This window comes from Sagittula marina (assembly GCF_014196795.1).
Taxonomy (GTDB): domain Bacteria; phylum Pseudomonadota; class Alphaproteobacteria; order Rhodobacterales; family Rhodobacteraceae; genus Sagittula; species Sagittula marina.
On sequence record NZ_JACIEJ010000019.1, the window covers coordinates 26,352 to 42,540 of the forward strand.

At 61.3% G+C, this 16,189-nt stretch carries 13 protein-coding genes and 2 pseudogenes; 3 read left to right on the top strand and 12 right to left on the bottom strand.

The genetic code is table 11. The features are described 5' to 3' along the window. Positions 1–25: 25 nt before the first annotated feature. The 3 genes and pseudogenes from GGQ68_RS22650 to GGQ68_RS22665 all read right to left on the bottom strand — a co-directional run bounded on the left by GGQ68_RS22650 (position 26) and on the right by GGQ68_RS22665 (position 3,039). Positions 26–958, bottom strand: a pseudogene (locus GGQ68_RS22650) (IS5 family transposase). Between the two features lie 594 nt (positions 959–1,552). Then, a pseudogene (locus GGQ68_RS24940) lies at positions 1,553–2,157 on the bottom strand (DUF927 domain-containing protein); the annotation flags it as partial. 669 nt (positions 2,158–2,826) lie between these two features. After that, positions 2,827–3,039 carry a hypothetical protein gene (locus GGQ68_RS22665; RefSeq protein ID WP_183970065.1) on the bottom strand — a complete coding sequence of 71 codons (213 nt, stop codon included), beginning with the start codon at positions 3,037–3,039 and terminating at the stop codon, positions 2,827–2,829. Between the two features lie 529 nt (positions 3,040–3,568). On the opposite strand from GGQ68_RS22665, the gene GGQ68_RS24165 reads away from it, so the two are divergent. Continuing rightward, entirely contained in the window at positions 3,569–3,805 is a 237-nt protein-coding gene (locus tag GGQ68_RS24165) for a hypothetical protein (RefSeq protein ID WP_221235702.1), read from the top strand. A gap of 18 nt (positions 3,806–3,823) precedes the next feature. On the opposite strand, the gene GGQ68_RS22675 is transcribed toward GGQ68_RS24165, so the two are convergent. The 3 genes from GGQ68_RS22675 to GGQ68_RS22685 form a co-directional block, all read right to left on the bottom strand. Further along, a complete protein-coding gene (locus GGQ68_RS22675; RefSeq protein WP_246429517.1) occupies positions 3,824–4,288 on the bottom strand; it encodes a helix-turn-helix domain-containing protein in 465 nt (154 codons plus the stop codon). Between the two features lie 401 nt (positions 4,289–4,689). After that, on the bottom strand, positions 4,690–5,763 hold the full coding sequence (locus GGQ68_RS22680) for a ParB/RepB/Spo0J family partition protein (RefSeq protein ID WP_183970067.1): 1,074 nt from the start codon (positions 5,761–5,763) through the stop codon (positions 4,690–4,692). Then, complete coding sequence (locus GGQ68_RS22685) at positions 5,763–7,187, bottom strand: AAA family ATPase (protein WP_183970069.1); 1,425 nt, start codon at positions 7,185–7,187, stop codon at positions 5,763–5,765. The genes GGQ68_RS22680 and GGQ68_RS22685 overlap by 1 nt, the downstream gene beginning before the upstream one ends. A gap of 603 nt (positions 7,188–7,790) precedes the next feature. On the opposite strand from GGQ68_RS22685, the gene GGQ68_RS22690 reads away from it, so the two are divergent. Further along, complete coding sequence (locus GGQ68_RS22690) at positions 7,791–8,984, top strand: replication initiation protein (RefSeq protein WP_183970071.1); 1,194 nt, start codon at positions 7,791–7,793, stop codon at positions 8,982–8,984. Positions 8,985–9,361: 377 nt separating this feature from the next. Here the strand turns inward: GGQ68_RS22690 and GGQ68_RS22695 are convergent, their stop codons facing one another. The 4 genes from GGQ68_RS22695 to GGQ68_RS22710 form a co-directional block, all read right to left on the bottom strand. Beyond that, positions 9,362–10,492, bottom strand: coding sequence for an NAD(P)/FAD-dependent oxidoreductase (locus GGQ68_RS22695; protein WP_183970073.1), 1,131 nt, complete (start codon positions 10,490–10,492; stop codon positions 9,362–9,364). A 1-nt stretch (position 10,493) separates the two neighbouring features. Then, positions 10,494–11,525 (bottom strand): Gfo/Idh/MocA family protein, encoded by a 1,032-nt coding sequence (locus GGQ68_RS22700; protein WP_183970075.1) that lies wholly within the window; start codon positions 11,523–11,525, stop codon positions 10,494–10,496. Positions 11,526–11,548: 23 nt separating this feature from the next. After that, a complete protein-coding gene (locus GGQ68_RS24760) occupies positions 11,549–13,060 on the bottom strand; it encodes an ABC transporter permease subunit (RefSeq protein ID WP_183970077.1) in 1,512 nt (503 codons plus the stop codon). A gap of 90 nt (positions 13,061–13,150) precedes the next feature. Then, entirely contained in the window at positions 13,151–13,969 is an 819-nt protein-coding gene (locus tag GGQ68_RS22710; protein WP_183970079.1) for an ABC transporter substrate-binding protein, read from the bottom strand. A 191-nt stretch (positions 13,970–14,160) separates the two neighbouring features. Here GGQ68_RS22710 and GGQ68_RS22715 point away from each other — a divergent pair, with 191 nt between their 5' ends. Next, complete coding sequence (locus GGQ68_RS22715; RefSeq protein WP_183970080.1) at positions 14,161–15,225, top strand: LacI family DNA-binding transcriptional regulator; 1,065 nt, start codon at positions 14,161–14,163, stop codon at positions 15,223–15,225. A gap of 56 nt (positions 15,226–15,281) precedes the next feature. Here GGQ68_RS22715 and GGQ68_RS22720 read toward each other — a convergent pair whose 3' ends face one another. Beyond that, positions 15,282–15,950 carry a hypothetical protein gene (locus GGQ68_RS22720; protein ID WP_183970082.1) on the bottom strand — a complete coding sequence of 223 codons (669 nt, stop codon included), beginning with the start codon at positions 15,948–15,950 and terminating at the stop codon, positions 15,282–15,284. Continuing rightward, the coding region (locus tag GGQ68_RS22725) for a transposase (RefSeq protein ID WP_183970084.1) at positions 15,868–16,189 on the bottom strand (322 nt) is incomplete at its 5' end. The genes GGQ68_RS22720 and GGQ68_RS22725, both read right to left, overlap by 83 nt.

Below are 16,189 nucleotides of genomic sequence, written 5' to 3' on the forward strand. Positions count from 1 at the left end.
TTCCCGTTCCCGTTCCCGTTGCCCTTCACGCGATGGCCTCGATCTCGGCTCTGCCGAGGGCGTAGAAGCGGTTCATGATGGCGATGCGGATCTGGATTTCTGCGGTCTGGCGGTCGGGGTCTCGTGACATGATCCGCTCACCGAAGAGCTTCAGGCAGTTCATTTGCGCCTCGACCCGACTTCGGACATGGTAGCCCGCCCACGTCTTCCAGAGTGCCCTACCGAGGTGCCGTGTTGCGCGCAGGATCTCGTTTCGCGCAATTGCGGCGGGACAGTCTTCTTTCCAGGCGCGGCCATTCCGGCGAATGGGTATGATGGCGTCAGCGCCTCGCTCGATGATCGCGGCATGGCATCGCCGCGTGTCACAGGCACCATCCGCGGTGACGGTGGCGATCTCTTCACCCTCGGGAATTTGCGACAGCAGGTCCGGCAGCAGAGGGCTGGCCCCCTGAAGGCTCGAGGCGAACTCGACTGCGCGTATGTCGCCGATCTCCGTGTCCATGGCGATGTGGACCTTGCGCCATTGCCTGCGGCGCGACGACCCGTGCTTGCGGGCCAGCCATTCGCCATCGCCGCGAAACTTGATGCCTGTGCTGTCGAAAAGCAGGTTCAAGGGCTTGCCCGAACGGCGATACGGGACCTGCACCCCGATCCGTGCCTGCCGTCTGCACAGCGTCGAATAATCCAGCACCGGCCAGTCGAGCCCAGCCATCCGGATCAGGCTGTCGACCAGCCCAACCGTTTGCCGAAGCGGAAGGCCGAAGAGCACTTTCAGCGTAAGGCAGACCTGGACCGCCGCATCCGAGAACGTCTCGGGCCGTCCCCGCTTGCCGGTCTTTCCGGCGTGCCAGACCGTGTCGGGATCAAACCAGACCGAGAGCGAACCCCGCTGGCGCAGCGCCGCGTTATATTCGGATCAGTTCGTCGTGCGATAGCGGGTAGGAGAGGGTTTCGGCATGGCGCCGATGTAACTCACTGGATTCGCGCGGTGAATCCTCATCACTGATATGTGCAACAAACCCTCCATGACCGCCTCAGGCGCCGTTCCTGCCGGCCAACCCGTGATCTGACGCTGGCTGGCGAACTCCCCCGCCACCGCGACAAGTGCGAACCGGTCCGGCACCCGCAGGGTCTCATTGCGTGCGGTCCGGGGGTCCAGACCAAGCTGCACCACCAGCTTTGAAAGCTCGATCTCATGCAGGGTCTCGATGGTGGTCCGGATCGACTGGTCCTGGTCCGACAGAATAAGCTCGCGGACCAGATTGGCCCCGGCATGGCCGCAATTTCTCGGGGCGATGCTTTCGATCTTGCGAGCGAACGCCTTCGACGTTGCGTGCCCATGAAGGTCGTTAAAGACGCCATGCGCCATGCCCATGACTGGAATGTCGATCCTCCGGACAGCCTGACCACCTCGCAGTGACTGGCCCAGATCCCGCAGAACCTGGCGAACAGGAGCCTCACCGGTCGAGAGGACCGGAGCCCGCCACTGCTGGCGCGCTTGGGCCCGGCCAGTCACCGTGGCGCGGTTCTTGCCGGCGCCATTCGCAGCTGCATAGATGTCATCTCCGAAGCCGGCATGCGGCTCACCGGGCAATTCATCAACCCGCAAAAATGTGTCGTTCGCCTGGGCCAGCAGTCCCTCCAGGCCCGCGCTCGTGGTACGCCATGGAGATTCCGTTCCAGCGGAGGGCCAGACCGTATTGCCGACCATGAGCGCCTTGGTCTTGCCGACCGAGTTTTCGCCGTAGATATGGAAAATCGCTCCAGTTCGGTTGGTCAAGCTCAAGAAGGGTCCGCTGAGCGCGAGGCTGATGCCGAAGATCAAATAGGGTTACCTGAGGCACGTGTCGCCACACCTGACTGCCAATCTTCTAGGCGACCTGTGGTGGTGCGGTCGACCGTCCCTGTGTAGATCACCGTTTCACCCCTCGGCACCGGCGCGATGATGCGCCCATCACCAAGTGCAAAGGCTGTCCTGTCCGGTGTCCACCCAACATGAGGGAGGCGCAGAGCATAGCTTGTGGGCTTCCAGGACGTGAGAAACTGCAGGAAAAGATAGCGGTCACCCTGAATCTGCAACCCGCAATCAGCGAGCCGTGCGATCGCGTCATTGGGTTTGGCCTCTACCTCCGTATGCGGCACGACGCAGTCGATCACGCGACGGTCAGGTGTCAGAACCTGAACCAGGCGAGATCAACCCTGACCGTTGTTATCACGGACTAGCGCGCTCACTTGCAGGGGCGAGCAGACCGGTATGCCCGGTTTGTTGCTTCGGTTGCAGCAATGGATAGTTCCGTTCGCCAAAACATAGGATGGCGGCATCAGCCTGCGCAGCTCATGAAGGAAACGGCCGGTGGCGGAAAGCTCCGGATGTGGAGCGTCGGCGGTCAACTCCGAGGAGAGAGGCTGGTTCATGGGACGTCCGATCATTTTACTGACCTGATTGTCGGGCATGGGGCCTGATATCTCAACCGAAGGTTATCGGTTGTCCACATCTTCCGGCCCGGACGATCTGCATTCGGCAGGGCTGCACTGGTTGTCCATCGATAAAGCGACGAAAAATACAGCAATATCGATACCGTCCAACTGTCCAATGGACAGGAAAGGTAGACTGGTCAGAAAACTCAGCAACCTCGATACATGATGGGCATTACATCCGTTACGCTGTTACGAACCAAATATAATATATATAAATCAATAACTAAGGCGTTACGGGCTACGTAACAGCGCTATACTCTCCGTCACCTCCCCCTACTTAACTATACATATCTCTTCTTCAGAGAGACCGGCCGAAGGGCGCGGTGGCCGCGCGGGATAGGTTACCGTTCACAGCCGCGCCTCCGGCTCAGGGAGAAGGCCCCCGAGGGCCATGGTGGTCGCCGAAGCGTCGTAGGTGAGGCCCTTGGGCTCAACGGCATCTACGTCGAAAAGCCGTACGAGATCGGCGCCGCGCTGGACGAAACCTTTGCCCATGACGGGCCCTCGGTGGTCGAGGTGCGGATCGACGACCGCGCAACGCCGATCCTTTCCTTCAGCCATTGGCTCCAAGACTTGGAAAATTGGTATGGGCACGCCGAGGGCGACCCATCACGTATACGCATTCATCCTGTCGTTGTCAGCGGGACCTATGATGATCACAACTGGCAGGTCCTGAAGGAGCGGTGGATGGAGCTGCGTGCACAATTACACGGGGAAGTTTTGCCGCATCAGGGAACCCACGCAGAAATTTCTCCAGAACTAGAAGCTCTTAGGAACCGTATTATTGTATACACGCCAAACTTTGCGCCATGGAAGTGATGTGAAGATCCAAAAACACCAACCGAATGGTCACGATCATATTCACACACCGGGAGAAGCTATTGAACCTTCAACGCGCCATTGAAATCGCTGCGAAAGCCCATCGGGGACAAACCGACAAGGCCGGCGCGCCGTATCTGCTACATCCGATCCGGGTGATGATGTCATTGAGACCGACGACGAACGGATCGTTGGCGTCCTGCATGACGTAGTCGAAGACGGCCCTGGCTGGACATTCAAGCGCCTTGAGGAAGAAGGTTTCTCGCCGACTGTGCTCGACGCTTTACGCCTTGTCACAAAGAGGCCCGAGGATGAAGCCGACAGCGAGGCCGTCTACGTGGCCTTCGTCCGACGCGCCAAGGGCAACAAGATCGCGCGCCGGGTCAAAACGGCAGACATCCTCGACAATCTGAACGCTTCGCGACTGTCGGCACTGACCGAAAAGGACATGCGCCGCATGAACCGCTATCTGGCTGCTCTGCGAGAGCTGCGGGACGCGGAAACCTGAAGGGAAAAAATCCGGAGATCACTGGCGCGCGGCCAGCACATCGAAGAAATCTTCAGCCAGCAGCTCATTATGCCTTTCGGGCATCGAATTTGCCTCTGTTGAGCGCGGCTCAACGATCCGCCACATTCGGTATCGTCCCTGCCCCGTAACTTCCCGGATGAGGCCCTGCTCGCCCATCCAGTCGATGTTGCGCTGAACCGTTGCCCGATGCGTACCTGTCAGTTTCTCGGCCACCTGTACCGAGACCAGCGGCCAGCTTGTGAAGAGGTTCCGCAGCATCGGCGGCGTATTGCCCGATAGGGGGGCCATCGTTCGTTCCGCGGCAGCCGCCCAAGCCTCGATCTCCTCGAGCCTGCGCAGGGCTGCGAATGTCGCGCTCTCCATCGCGTTCAGCCAGCGCGCTAACCGGGCGGGCGGGTCCCCGATCGCGCGGAAGCCCCCTCCCCCGCCCATGGCGATCGGTGCGAAGATCGCGCCGGGCATGCTCCCTGACGGTGCGAGCTCGGTGATCGCAACACGCGACGCCGTCACCGCGGCCTCGACCGGATCGTCGACCGGCGAGAGCTCCGCGACATGCCAAACCCATGCAGGCCCGAGTCACGGGGTGGAGGTCGTCGGCCTGATCCATCATCGCGAGCCATCCGGCAGCCCGGTCCTCGAAGGCTTCGCGCTCTGCCATCTCGAGCAAGCGCAAGGGAGCCTTGGCCTCTTCGAAACGCTCTCCCTGCCCAGGACGTTGGCGTCGATCAAGGAAGGTTTCGAGATCGCCCACACACGACCGAACTGTCAGCGGCGCAGCTCCACCGGACAGCCGACGCACGGTCCAGCCGATCCGGTACAAGGCCTGCGTGTCTACCGAGGATCAGCCCCCTGCCCTGCGGCAGTTACTTTTGCGGCGGGCTGAGCAACCGTTCCAGTTCGCGCATCGCCACCTCGACCAGCTCGCGGTCGACCTGCTTTCCGCTCATGCGAATGTACCAGCCCCGGCTATCCTCTTCCGCGAGGATCGAGATTCCAGTGGGTGTCTTTCGCGCGGCTGGGGCCTTCGCCGGACGGCCTCCCCTCTTTGGGTCATGTTTACGCTCCACACCATCCAGAACGCGTCGAATCGCAAGAGTCTCGTCCTCCGCCGTTTCTGCCCGCACCTCTGCCAGTTCGCTGCGCAGCCGCGCCTCGGCCCCGTCCCGCAGCGCAGCCGCCATGCGCAGCCCATCCTTCTCCCGCAGCATGTCGGGGAATTCCAGCATATCGCCGAGCTCTTCAAAGATCAGCGCAAAGGAACGGATCTTCGACCGCTTCGCCTTCGAGGCCTGCGGGAACAGCGCGTTCACAGCCTCCTCGGTATTCACGAAAGCCCCCTGCTGCGCCGCCAGAACCGCAATCCGCCCGCGCTCGAAATGGCTCAGCGAGGCGCGGATTTCGTTCTCTTCGATCATCGCGGCAAATGTGCCGCCCATGGTCTCCGGGTCGCGCACCACGGTCCGAATGGTGGTGTATTTCTCGCCCTGGAAATACTCCGCCAGCTCCTGCATCGCCATCATCCGGCGGTAGCCCGACAACAGCCCGTAAGCAAAATCGGGATCATCCGGCGTGGCAAACACCTCTACTGGCAGCCGCAGTCCGTTGCGCATGATCGAATGCTTCAGCTCGTCCAAGGCCTCCCGGTCGATCACGACCCTATCCCGCTGAATGGCATCGCGGCGAATCTGGTCCAGCGGCACCTCCCGCATCACCAGTCCCTCGGCCTCCGCCGCCCGCAGCCGCGTCGCATCAGCCCGGTCCTTGGCAGCCGTCTCACGCTCCGCTTGCGACCGCACGTCGTGGGCGCTGGCCGTTTCCGCTGCCACCTGAGCGATCGGTGCGTTCATCATTCCTTTGGAGGTTTCGCGGCGAAACTCCTCCTCCAGCCTACTCAGATCCTCGGCCGACGGGGCCTCCAGCTTACGACGTTTGGCCATCACTCAGTCTCCTCTTGCGCGCCTGCCTCCGCGCTTTTTGCCAACTGCGCATCCCGCCACCAGGTGCCCAGAATGACCTCCTTCACCTCTGCCCATGTCCGGTCAAAGGTCTCCCGCCCGCGCACATAGGTGTCGCGGTTGAACTCCCGGTAATCGGTCTCGTAGATGCCACTCACCTGTTCACCCGCCTGCCCCACCATGGCCGTCATCTCCTGGCGATAAGTCGTCATGAAATCTCCGAAATAAGCCTGAATCACGTTTGCCAGATCCGCCTGCTGGTTGGCATCAAACCGCGTCACCAGCGCCCGCACCGCGTCCCATTCAAACTTCATCTCGGGCAAGCCCCCTGCTCTGCGCGCGCGGTTCTCCCCCTCCTCGATGGAGGCAAAGGTCGAATAGATCATGTCAAAGAAGCGCCCCGTGCTGTCAAATTCCAGAAACGACGCGCCCAAGGGCACCAGCAGGATGTCCGCCGCCGACAGCGCGTTGATTGTCAGGTAGCCAAGCGCCGGCGGCGTATCGAGCAGAATGATGTCGTACTCATCCAGCATTCCGCCTTCTTCCAGCGCGTTCAGCAGCGCATCCCACAGCGCCCAACCCCGGAGTTGCATGCGCCAGACCGGCACCTGGAATTCGGACCAATAAAGGTTCAGCTGCGCCCCGATCAGATCGATATTCGGCCAATGGGTTTTCTGAACGAGGTTTCGTGGCGAAACCTCTAACGCAGCGGTCAGTGTCTCATCGAATGGGAAAGGTGTTTGACCCGCGGCCTCCCGGACACGATTCTCTTCCTGCAATTTCAACGCATAATCCCGCGCCAGCATCGGAAAGACGGTCTGCCATTCATCCTCAACCTTGCCGCCCATGATCGAGGTCATGGAACCTTGGCTGTCGAGGTCGATCACCAACACTTTGTAGCCATCAAGCGCCGCACTCATCGCCAGATGCGCGCAGGTGGATGTCTTGCCCACGCCGCCCTTGAAATTCGCCACGGCGACGACTTTCGCCGGCAACCCCTCCGGACGCCATGCGCGGTATTCCTTGTCCTTCGCCCCCTCCTCGGCAAAGAAATCCCGCAGCGTCAGGATCTCTTCGAGCGTAAACCATTTCGAGCCGCCCTCGCCTTCGCCTTGGGGCAGCTCCGGGTTCTGGCGCAGCACACGCCGCAGATGCGCGGGGTTCACCGGGATCAGGTAACGGCATACCTCCCAGGTCGAAAACTTGCGCAGTCGCTTGGCCCCGTCCGGCGCATAGCCGCGCTTCGCCAGATCGTCGCGCCCCCGCATGGCAAAAGCCGCCGCCTTGGCAAAGCGCGCCGTATCGATCGGCTCCGCCAGTTTCTTCGCTGCCGTCTCCGGGTCGATGTTGAAATAGGGGGGAAGGTCAGGTTTCGCTGTCGGTTTCTGGCCGGGTTTCTGTACCATCAGTGTGCTGCCTCGCCTCGTCATGTTCGCTGTTTGCCGCGATATCGTGGAAACTATGGCACATGCTGAGGTCAGAGTGAATCAGCTTCGTCACTGTTCCCCTATATTCTTCGATATACTTACAGAAAACGACAACGATGTTTGAGAGTCTTTTGGATATTTAAGAATCTTTACGGCGTGATTTCTGTAAATTACTCAGTACGTTAGCCAACAATAGGTGCCCGCTTACGGGAACTCGGGCACCCGCTTGCGGGCTTTGGGGCACCCGTTTGCAGGATCAAAAGAACCGATTCGCGGTCTTCCTGTGGATAACCGCCGTCTCGCCCCCTGTTTTGGCCTGATTAGAGCCTGTGGAGCACGAATCGATTCGCAACCGGAGGGGCTCCAACCTGCGTAATCCTGTAAACGGGTCCCTTAAAGCAGGGGGTCCTTTCACAGGCACCCGTTTACGGTGTGCGTCCAAGGTGCCCGATCTTCTCTTGCCTATGGATACCTTTTAACCGACACTCAACGCAACCGGAGCCGGGCGGTGCTCGTGATTCCGGACAGAGGCACATAGGTCGTGGCATCGCGCGGCCCCGTCTGGCAAGAGGCACGAGACCCATGGACGATATCCCCCGCGATCAGCTCAGCGGCTCCTTGCGCCGCGGTGCGGTCAAAAAGCACGTCGCGGCGATCCACGTTTCCGGCAAGTTGACGCTCTTGCAGCGCAAGCTTTCGAACGTGCTGCTGCTCAACGCCTATGACACGATAACTTCGCAAAGCCGCCACCAGATTGATGCGCGCACGCTGTGTCTGATGATCGGCTACAACTCCAACGATATGGACACGCTGAAAGCCTCCCTGCGCGGACTGGCAGAAACGGTTGCCGAATGGGACATGCTGGACGAAAAGGGCCAGCAGGAGTGGGGCGTGTCCTCGCTGCTGTCCTACGCCAAATTGTCTGGCGGGGTCTGCGAATACGCCTATTCCCCGGCGCTGGCGGAAAAGCTGCACGATCCAAAGGTCTTTGCGCTCATCAACCTCAATATCCAGCGGCGCTTCACGTCTGGCCATGCGCTCGCTCTGTACGAAAACTGTTATCGTTTCGTGCGCACGGGATCGACAGGCTGGTGGTCGCTGGAGCTGTTCCGCCGACTGATGGGCGTCGCGGACAGCCCGTATTACGAGGTCTACAAGCACCTCAACGCCAAGATCATCAAGCCCGCGGTGACAGAGGTGAACAAGACTTCCAACATCGTGGTCACGCCTGAAACCCGTAAAATGGGCCGTACCGTGACTGACATCCGGTTCAAGATTGCGGAGAACCCGCAGCTTGGGATCCTGGACATCGACGACGGCGAAGGGCTGCGCAAATCCGACGTCTATGCTCGTCTGCGGGCCTTGGGCGTCTCAGACCGTCTGGCGCGCCAATGGATGTCCGAGCACGGAGAAAGCACGGTGCGTACAAAGCTCGATTACGTGGCGGGGCAGGGTGGTGTGAAAAACCCGGTGGGCTATCTCACAGCGGCGTTGAAAGAAGATTACCGGCCCGAACGGGTGGAAGGTTTCGCCGCGAAACCTGCGAAACCGTCCAGCCCGCGCGCCCTCCGTCTCGCACGCGTTCAGGAGCTGGCCTCGGCCCGCAAACCCACACAGCGCGACGCGGATAAGCGGCTGTTTTCGGCACGGCTCAACGGTGACCTACGAGAGGATTTCGAGCGCCACGGTTGGATGTCGGCGCTGAACGCCGAGGCAATCCGGGCTTTTTGGGAGGAGCTTTCTCCGGGCGCCTTCGACGACTTGGCCGATGACTGACGACAAGAGCCACACACGAAACAGATCGCGATCCATCTCAATGCCATAGTCTCATACAATTGCGTGCGGGGTAGGGGAGGACAATAGCTTCGTCCGCAGCCTGCCCGAAAGCATCAGATTTATGCGTGGCGTCCTTCGGGGGCACGGAAGACCCGTTTGCGATGGAGCGACTACATCTCCGGCAATGTAGCCTGCGCCAGTATCGTGGTGGACAACGAGGGGCGTATCCGGCTCATCGCAGCTGAGATCATGCTGAAAAATGATCCTCGGATACGGATGCGAGCCAAATCATGATGTTTTTTCTACAGAACTGATTGCGAGTGGACCTGTGGCCGCGACCTGGGTCGCGGCCACGCCAGTCCCGCCAACCTGGCGGCTCAGTTCGCGAAACGCTCGGGGCGGAACGGGTCGAACAGTGGATGGCGCAGCTCGAGCGCCATTTCTTCAGCCAGCAATTCGCCGGCAACTAACCCCAACGTGGCGCCGCTGTGCGAAAACGCCACGAAACACCCCGGAAGCTCTTGCAACTCGCCAAACACAGGTTCGCCGTCCCCGGGGATCGGTTTGGGGCCAAGGTGCACCGCTTTGACCGTAAGATCGGGCGCGCCCGACAGCACCTTGCGCGCCTCGGAGATCAGTTGCGAAACGGTTTCCTCCGGCGCCTCAAAGCTCCCGTCGTCATGCACGATCACCTCTTCCTCGGACCAGCCGGAGTCGAGAAAGAACGCCCCGTCCGGCGTCGGACGGATGGCAACACGCGGGGTGTTGAGCACAGTCTGCAAAGGATGTGCGGTCGGGTGGGTCTCGACAAGCAGCGCCACGGGCGTGTCGTCGCCGATGGTGATGCCCTGTTCGGCCACAATGGCCGGGACCGCAGGGCCGGTGGCAAGCAACACCTTGTCGGCGTTGAAGCTGCGACCGTCGGCGCAAACCGCGCCGGTGCAGTGGCCATCTTCGACGATCAGGCTGGCCGGCCCTGCATCGGTAACAATGGTGCCGCCCAGCTCGGTGACCTCGGAGGCGAGCTTGTTGATCAGCGACGGCAGGTCCACCCATCCTTCGTTGCCGTTAAGGATCGCTCCGGCGCTGGTCACCTGGCTGCCGTCGACACCTGCGATCCGCCTGGTGACGTCGTCGCCTGACAGCAGCTCGGACGGATAGCCCAACGCGCGTTCATGGCGGTAAATATCCGCGATCTCGTTGCTGTCGTCTTCGGCGTCCCAGGTCAGGCCACCGGCAAAAGACAGCCAGTCGATACCGGGGGTGCGATCGGCAAGCACGCGGTAGCGCTCAATCCCAGCCAGACGAAGACGGTGGTAGGGCAGGCTGCGTCGCCGCGCCGAATTGAGCCAGGCCAAAGAGCGCCCGGAGGCGCCATTTGCCAGCGGACCGTCATTTACCAGCGTGACCTGCACACCCATGCGGCAGAGCTCTGCGGCGGTCGAGACGCCAAAGATGCCGCCTCCGATGATAACTGCGGTCGAAATGGAGGGTTTGGGGCACTGCATGTCAGTCTCCTGCGTGATTTGTCGTTGGTGAAATGGCTTCCCAGCGGTGGCTTTGTGCGGCGCGGGCCAGAGCCTCAAGCGTCGCAGCATTGCCCAGAATATCCCCTGCCGTGGCCGGGTCTGGCCGGGCCTGACGCACTGCCTGCGCGAAAGTTTCGGCTTGCAGCCGATATTGGTCGACGGGTGGACAGGCCAGCAGCGCGCGACCACCGCCGAGCAGATCGGCCCCGCTGTCGACGGCCAACCGCGCCGGATGATCGGCTGGACAGTTGAACGGCGCGTCGAACACCAGATAGCCATCGGACCCCAGTAGCGTGAGCTGCTGGACCAGCGCGGATTGCGTCGAAACGGTGAAACTGAGCTGCCCACCACCCGCAAAGCGCGCAGCGCCGGTCGTCAGCCGATCGGTGCCGAAGTCCGGGTCTATATCCATCAGGCAACTTACCGCCTCTGGCTCTGAGCCAAAAAAGAAGCGGGCGGTGTCGACCGCGTAGCAGCCGACGTCATAAAGACCGCCGCCGCCGATGGCCTTCTGATTGCGCACGTTGCCGGGGTCGTTGTTGCAGTAGCTGAACATCGCCTGCACGCCGTTAAGCCGCCCGATCCGGCCCGAGCTCACCATGTCGCGGGCGCGCCGCCATTGCGGGTGGTGCCGGGTCATGAAGGCCTCAGCCACCACGCGCCCGGCGTCTTGCGCGGCTGCGGTGACGTTTCGGGCGTCGGACAGGGTCAGGGCGAGCGGCTTTTCGCACAATACGTGCTTGCCGGCGGCCAGGGCCTGCAGCGTCAGGGGCACGTGCAAGTGGTTCGGCAGGGGATTGTAGATCACGTCGATCCAGGGATCAGCAAGCAGCGCCTCGTAGCTGCCGTAGGCGCGGGGGATGTCAAAGTCTCTGGCCATCGCCTCGGCGCGGGTGACATCGCGCGAGGCGATCGCGCCGAGACGGCAGCCTTCGGCAGCCCGTAGGGCGGGCAGCATCGCCTTGCGCGCAATGCCGGCGGTGCCGAGGATGCCCCATGTCAGGTCGTTCATCGGATTTTCCTTAGAGTTTCGTGTCACATAACCTCGGCGAAGAATTTCTTCAGCCGGTCGGTCTTTGGGGACTCGAAGAGGACGTCGGGCGGGCCCGCTTCGACGATTTTGCCCTCGTCCATGAACACGATCTGGTCAGCGACCTGCCGTGCAAACCCCATCTCGTGGGTCACCACGACCATGGTCATGCCACGCCGTCCAAGATCCGCCATGAGGTTGAGCACGCCTTTCACCAGTTCCGGATCAAGCGCGCTGGTGACCTCGTCGAACAACACCACCTCTGGGTCCATCGCTAGCGCCCGCGCGATGGCGACGCGTTGCTGTTGCCCTCCCGACAGGCTGGAGGGACGGTGATCGCCACGCCCCTGCAGGCCGACCTCGGCCAGACGGGCATCGGCGATGGCGCGGGCCTTGGTGCGCCCCAACCCCTTGATTTTGGTGAGTGAAAGCATGACGTTTTCCCGCGCCGTGTGATCCGGAAACAGGTTGAAGTGCTGGAACACCATGCCGACGCGGGCACGCAGGGTTTCGGGTTTCATGCTGCGGATGTCGGTGTCATCAAGCATCACCTGACCATCGTTCATTTCGACCAGCCGGTTGAGACTGCGCAAAAGCGTCGACTTGCCCGAGCCGGATGGCCCGACGATGCAGGTGACCGATCCTTTCGGAATCTCCAGGTCGATCCCGCGCAGCACTTCGAGGGTGCCGTAGCTGAGCCTCAGTCCTTGGATCGACAGGCTGCCGCCGTCAAATCGGGTCTGTGCGTCGCCGCGCGTTGCCGCGCCAAGTTCTTCGACTTCGTCAAGGCCGCTGGTGGGCTGGCCACCGGACAGGCGCTTGCCAGTGCGCAGGCTGTGGTCGATGTAGTTGACCAAGTGGGTCAGAGGCACGGTGATCACGAGATAGAAGATCCCCGCCAAAAGCATCGGCGACAGGTTGCCGGTGACCACGGCAGCGTCCTGTCCGACGCGAAAGATCTCGCGCTCCGTGGCCAGAAGGCCAAGGAAGTAGATCAGCGAGCTGTCCTTCACGTTCGAGATGAACTGATTGACCAGCGCCGGCAGCACCCGGCGGATGCCCTGTGGTACAACGATCAGGCGCATGCCCTCGCCATAGCTCATTGACAAGGCTCGGCAGGCTTCCATCTGGCCGGTCGGCACGCTTTGGATGCCGGCGCGGAAGATCTCGCCGATATAGGCACCGGCAATCAGGCTCAGGGCCAGAATGCCGAGAGGGTAGGGGGAAGGACCGAAAATTTCTCGCCCTACACTCGCAAAACCCTGACCGATCAACAAGATCGTGACGATGGCGGGCAGGCCGCGGAAGATGTCGGTGTAGATGCGGGCGGGCACGCGCAGCCAAGCGGCGCGCGAGATGCCCATCACGGCCAAGATGATGCCGATGATGATGCCGATGACAGTCGAAGCGGCGGCAAGGATCAGGGTGTTCTTCAGTCCGGTCGCCAGCATGATCGGCAAGATCTGGGCCATGGCGTCCCAGTCAAGGAACGTCCTTTGAAGGTTTTCCAACCACATGAGGGATCTCCCTGGGCGGGGCCTTGGCGCCGCCCGACGTCTAGGGGGTTGGGCTGCCGGATCCACCGGCAGCCAGAGGGGCTGGCGTGATCAGCCGTTGTTCGGCAGGTACTGCTTGGGCATCGGCGAGCCGGGGAACCATTTTTCGTAAAGGTCGCGCCAGGTGCCGTCTTCCATCGCAGCGCGGAGCGCTTCGTTCAGTGCGTTGCGCAACGCGTCGTTGCCCGGCTTGACGGCAAAGCCCGCCGGCGCGTCAAAGGACGGAATGTTAACCTTTAGCTCAAGCTCGTAGCGCTCGCCGTAGGACTTGGCGGCCTCGTAGTCGAGGAAATGCGCGTCGGTCGTGCCGTTGTTCAGCGCTGCGACACCGGTGTTGTTGTCGGGGAACTGCACGATATCGGTGTCAGTAAAGGTCTTCTTTGCATACATTTCCTGAAGCGTCCCCTGAACGACGCCCAGTCGCTTTCCAGCGAGGCTGGCGGGGTCATCGGTGATCGTGTCTTCGCCCGAAAGGACCGTCAGGTAACCGGCCAGATAGCCATCCGAGAAATCAACGACCTCTTCGCGCTGTTCGGTGATCCCGATCGCGGCAGCGGCGATGTCAAAGCGACCGTTGGAGACCGAGGGCAGAAGTGCTGCGAAATCCTGACCGGTGAAGAGGATCTGATCTTCTTCGAACCCAAGACGCCCGAGCACGTTGCGCAGGAACTCGACGTCGAAGCCACTGAATTCGCCGGTCATCGTGGTGAAGGCATAGGGCTTTGCGTCACCCAGTGAACCGACGCTTACCGTGTCGGGGTCGATCAGGTTGTAGGGATTGTCCTGGGCCTGGACGGCGCCGGCAGTGGCAAGAGCAACCAGAACGCCGGTCAGGGGGGCTTTCACCCGGGCGAAAAGGGAATTTGACATGTCGTTTCTCCGCTGTTGACGGGTCGGCTTTTGCGGCGCCCAAGCACTGCCAAGCCTACCTCTTTTTGGAAATGATACCGATATCACATGGTGTGAGACCGGTATCATTAGCTTTATGCTTTATGTATGTTTTGATTCGCGTCAATAGGATTGCTAAGGATTTCGAGCCCGAAAAAATCGAAGTGTCAGAAATGAGCGAAAAATCGAGTTCACCAACCGTGGCGGATGTCGCCCGCGAAGCAAAAGTGTCGAAGGCTACGGCTGCTCGTGTCCTCGGAGGCTACGGCATTGCCAGCGACAGCGCGCGCCGCGTCGTGATGGAGGCTGCTGATCGTCTGGGATATCAGCCAAATGATCTGGCCCGCTCCATGAGCACCGGGCGCAGCGGTTTGGTCGGCGTGATCGTCGGCGACATCGAAAACGCCTTTTTCAGCCAAGCCGTGCGGGGCATCAGCGACACTTTGCGCGCCGCTGACCTCAACCTGATCATAAGCAATTCCAGCGAGCGGCTCTCTGAAGAGGTCGAGATGGTCTCGGTCCTGCTGCGCCAGCGGGTTGCCGGTCTTATCGTGGCGCCGACAGATTCACGTCACGTGAATCACCTGAAAGCAGCTTTGGTCGCGGGCACGCCGGTTGTCACAATCGACCGACATGCGCCGGAACTCGCGGCCGATGCGATCTGCGGCGAGGACCGCGAAAGCATCGGGCGCGTGCTGAGCAGGCTGCAAGGCGCGGGGCATCGCCACGTCGCCTACGTCACGGCCATGGAAACGCGCGATGGAAAACTTGGCCGACTGGAAGACATTGGAATTTCGGCGGTGAGGGAGCGGATCGCGGGCTTTCTGGAACACATGCGCGAGGCGGGCGTGGAAAACCCTGCCGATCTTGCCTTTATCGGGGCAACCGGTGACGATGAGACGACCTCTGTTGTGACCCGCATTCTTGAGCATTCCCCGCCGATTACTGCGATCTTGGCCTCGGACAGCCTTATCGGGGCGCGGGTTTTCCGGGAACTGTCGGATCGTGGCCTGTCCCTGCCGCAAGACATGAGCTTGGTGTCGTGGTTCGATGCAGACTGGTCGCGGGTGACCTCGCCCCGGATCAGCGTGGTAGATCAGCCAACCTATCAGTTTGGTCAAAAGGCAGCCGAGCGATTGATTGCTCGGCTGCAGGGCGATGCCTCCCCGCCGAAGCTTTTCGTGATCCCGACGCCTCTGTTGGATCGCGGTACGATCGGACCGGCAAAGACTGGATGACCTCTTGTCAGATCACAGTCTGCACGCCGGTCCATTTTGGTCATGCCGCGCCGGGCTCAGGCGGCCAGCCGAGCCATCAGCGCTTGTGCGGCAAACAGGTCAAGATGCCCGCCGCCGACATTCTTGCAGACCGTGATCTGCGTATCGTTGTTGCGACCAGAGTGTCTGCCCTGCGCCAGGTCGTAGTCGTCCGCCTGCACCGCGTCCCAGCCGATCACGTCGGCAGCGACAGGTTGGCAGAGATCCCCGGCACTTTGCATTCCGTTGCGCGTGTCCACGAAGACGGTGCCGCGTGTCATGCAGATGTCGTCGCCTTCGCGAAAATCCGGACGGTAGGCCCCCACCAAGTCGAGATGCGCGCCAGGCTTTAATAGCGCGCCCTTGACCAATGGGGCGTTGGACATCGTCACGCATGAGATGACATCCGCGACCGCCAAGGCGGCATCGAGGTCTGAGACGGTCTCGATCGTGACACCCTCTTTGGCGAGCGTGGCTTGCAATGTCCGGGCCCGCGCTGGCGTCCGGTTCCAGACCATAATGCGTGAAATCGAAGGCCGCGCCGCGCAATGGGCGGCAATGACATGCGGCGCCAGGCCTCCGGCGCCCACGACAAGCAGGACTTCGGGTTCCTCACGCGCTAGTTCATGTTGACAAATGGCGGATCCCAAGCCTGATCGAGGTGATGTCGACGAAGCTCTCTGCGGTCTTATCGTAACGAGTGGCAACTCGGCGGGCGTTCTTCAGCTTGTTGAAGCACCGTTCAAGCAGGTTGCGTAGCCGGTAGAGGGAGCGGTTGACGCCGACGCGCATCTTGCGTGATCTCGGCATCGGGATGACCGGCAGAACGTCACGCCTGTCCATGGATTTGTGAATGCTGTCAGCGTCATAGCCTCGGTCGGCCAGCAGGACGCTTGGCGTGGGCAGGTTATCGGCCATGACCATATCAAAACCGAGATAGTCTGAG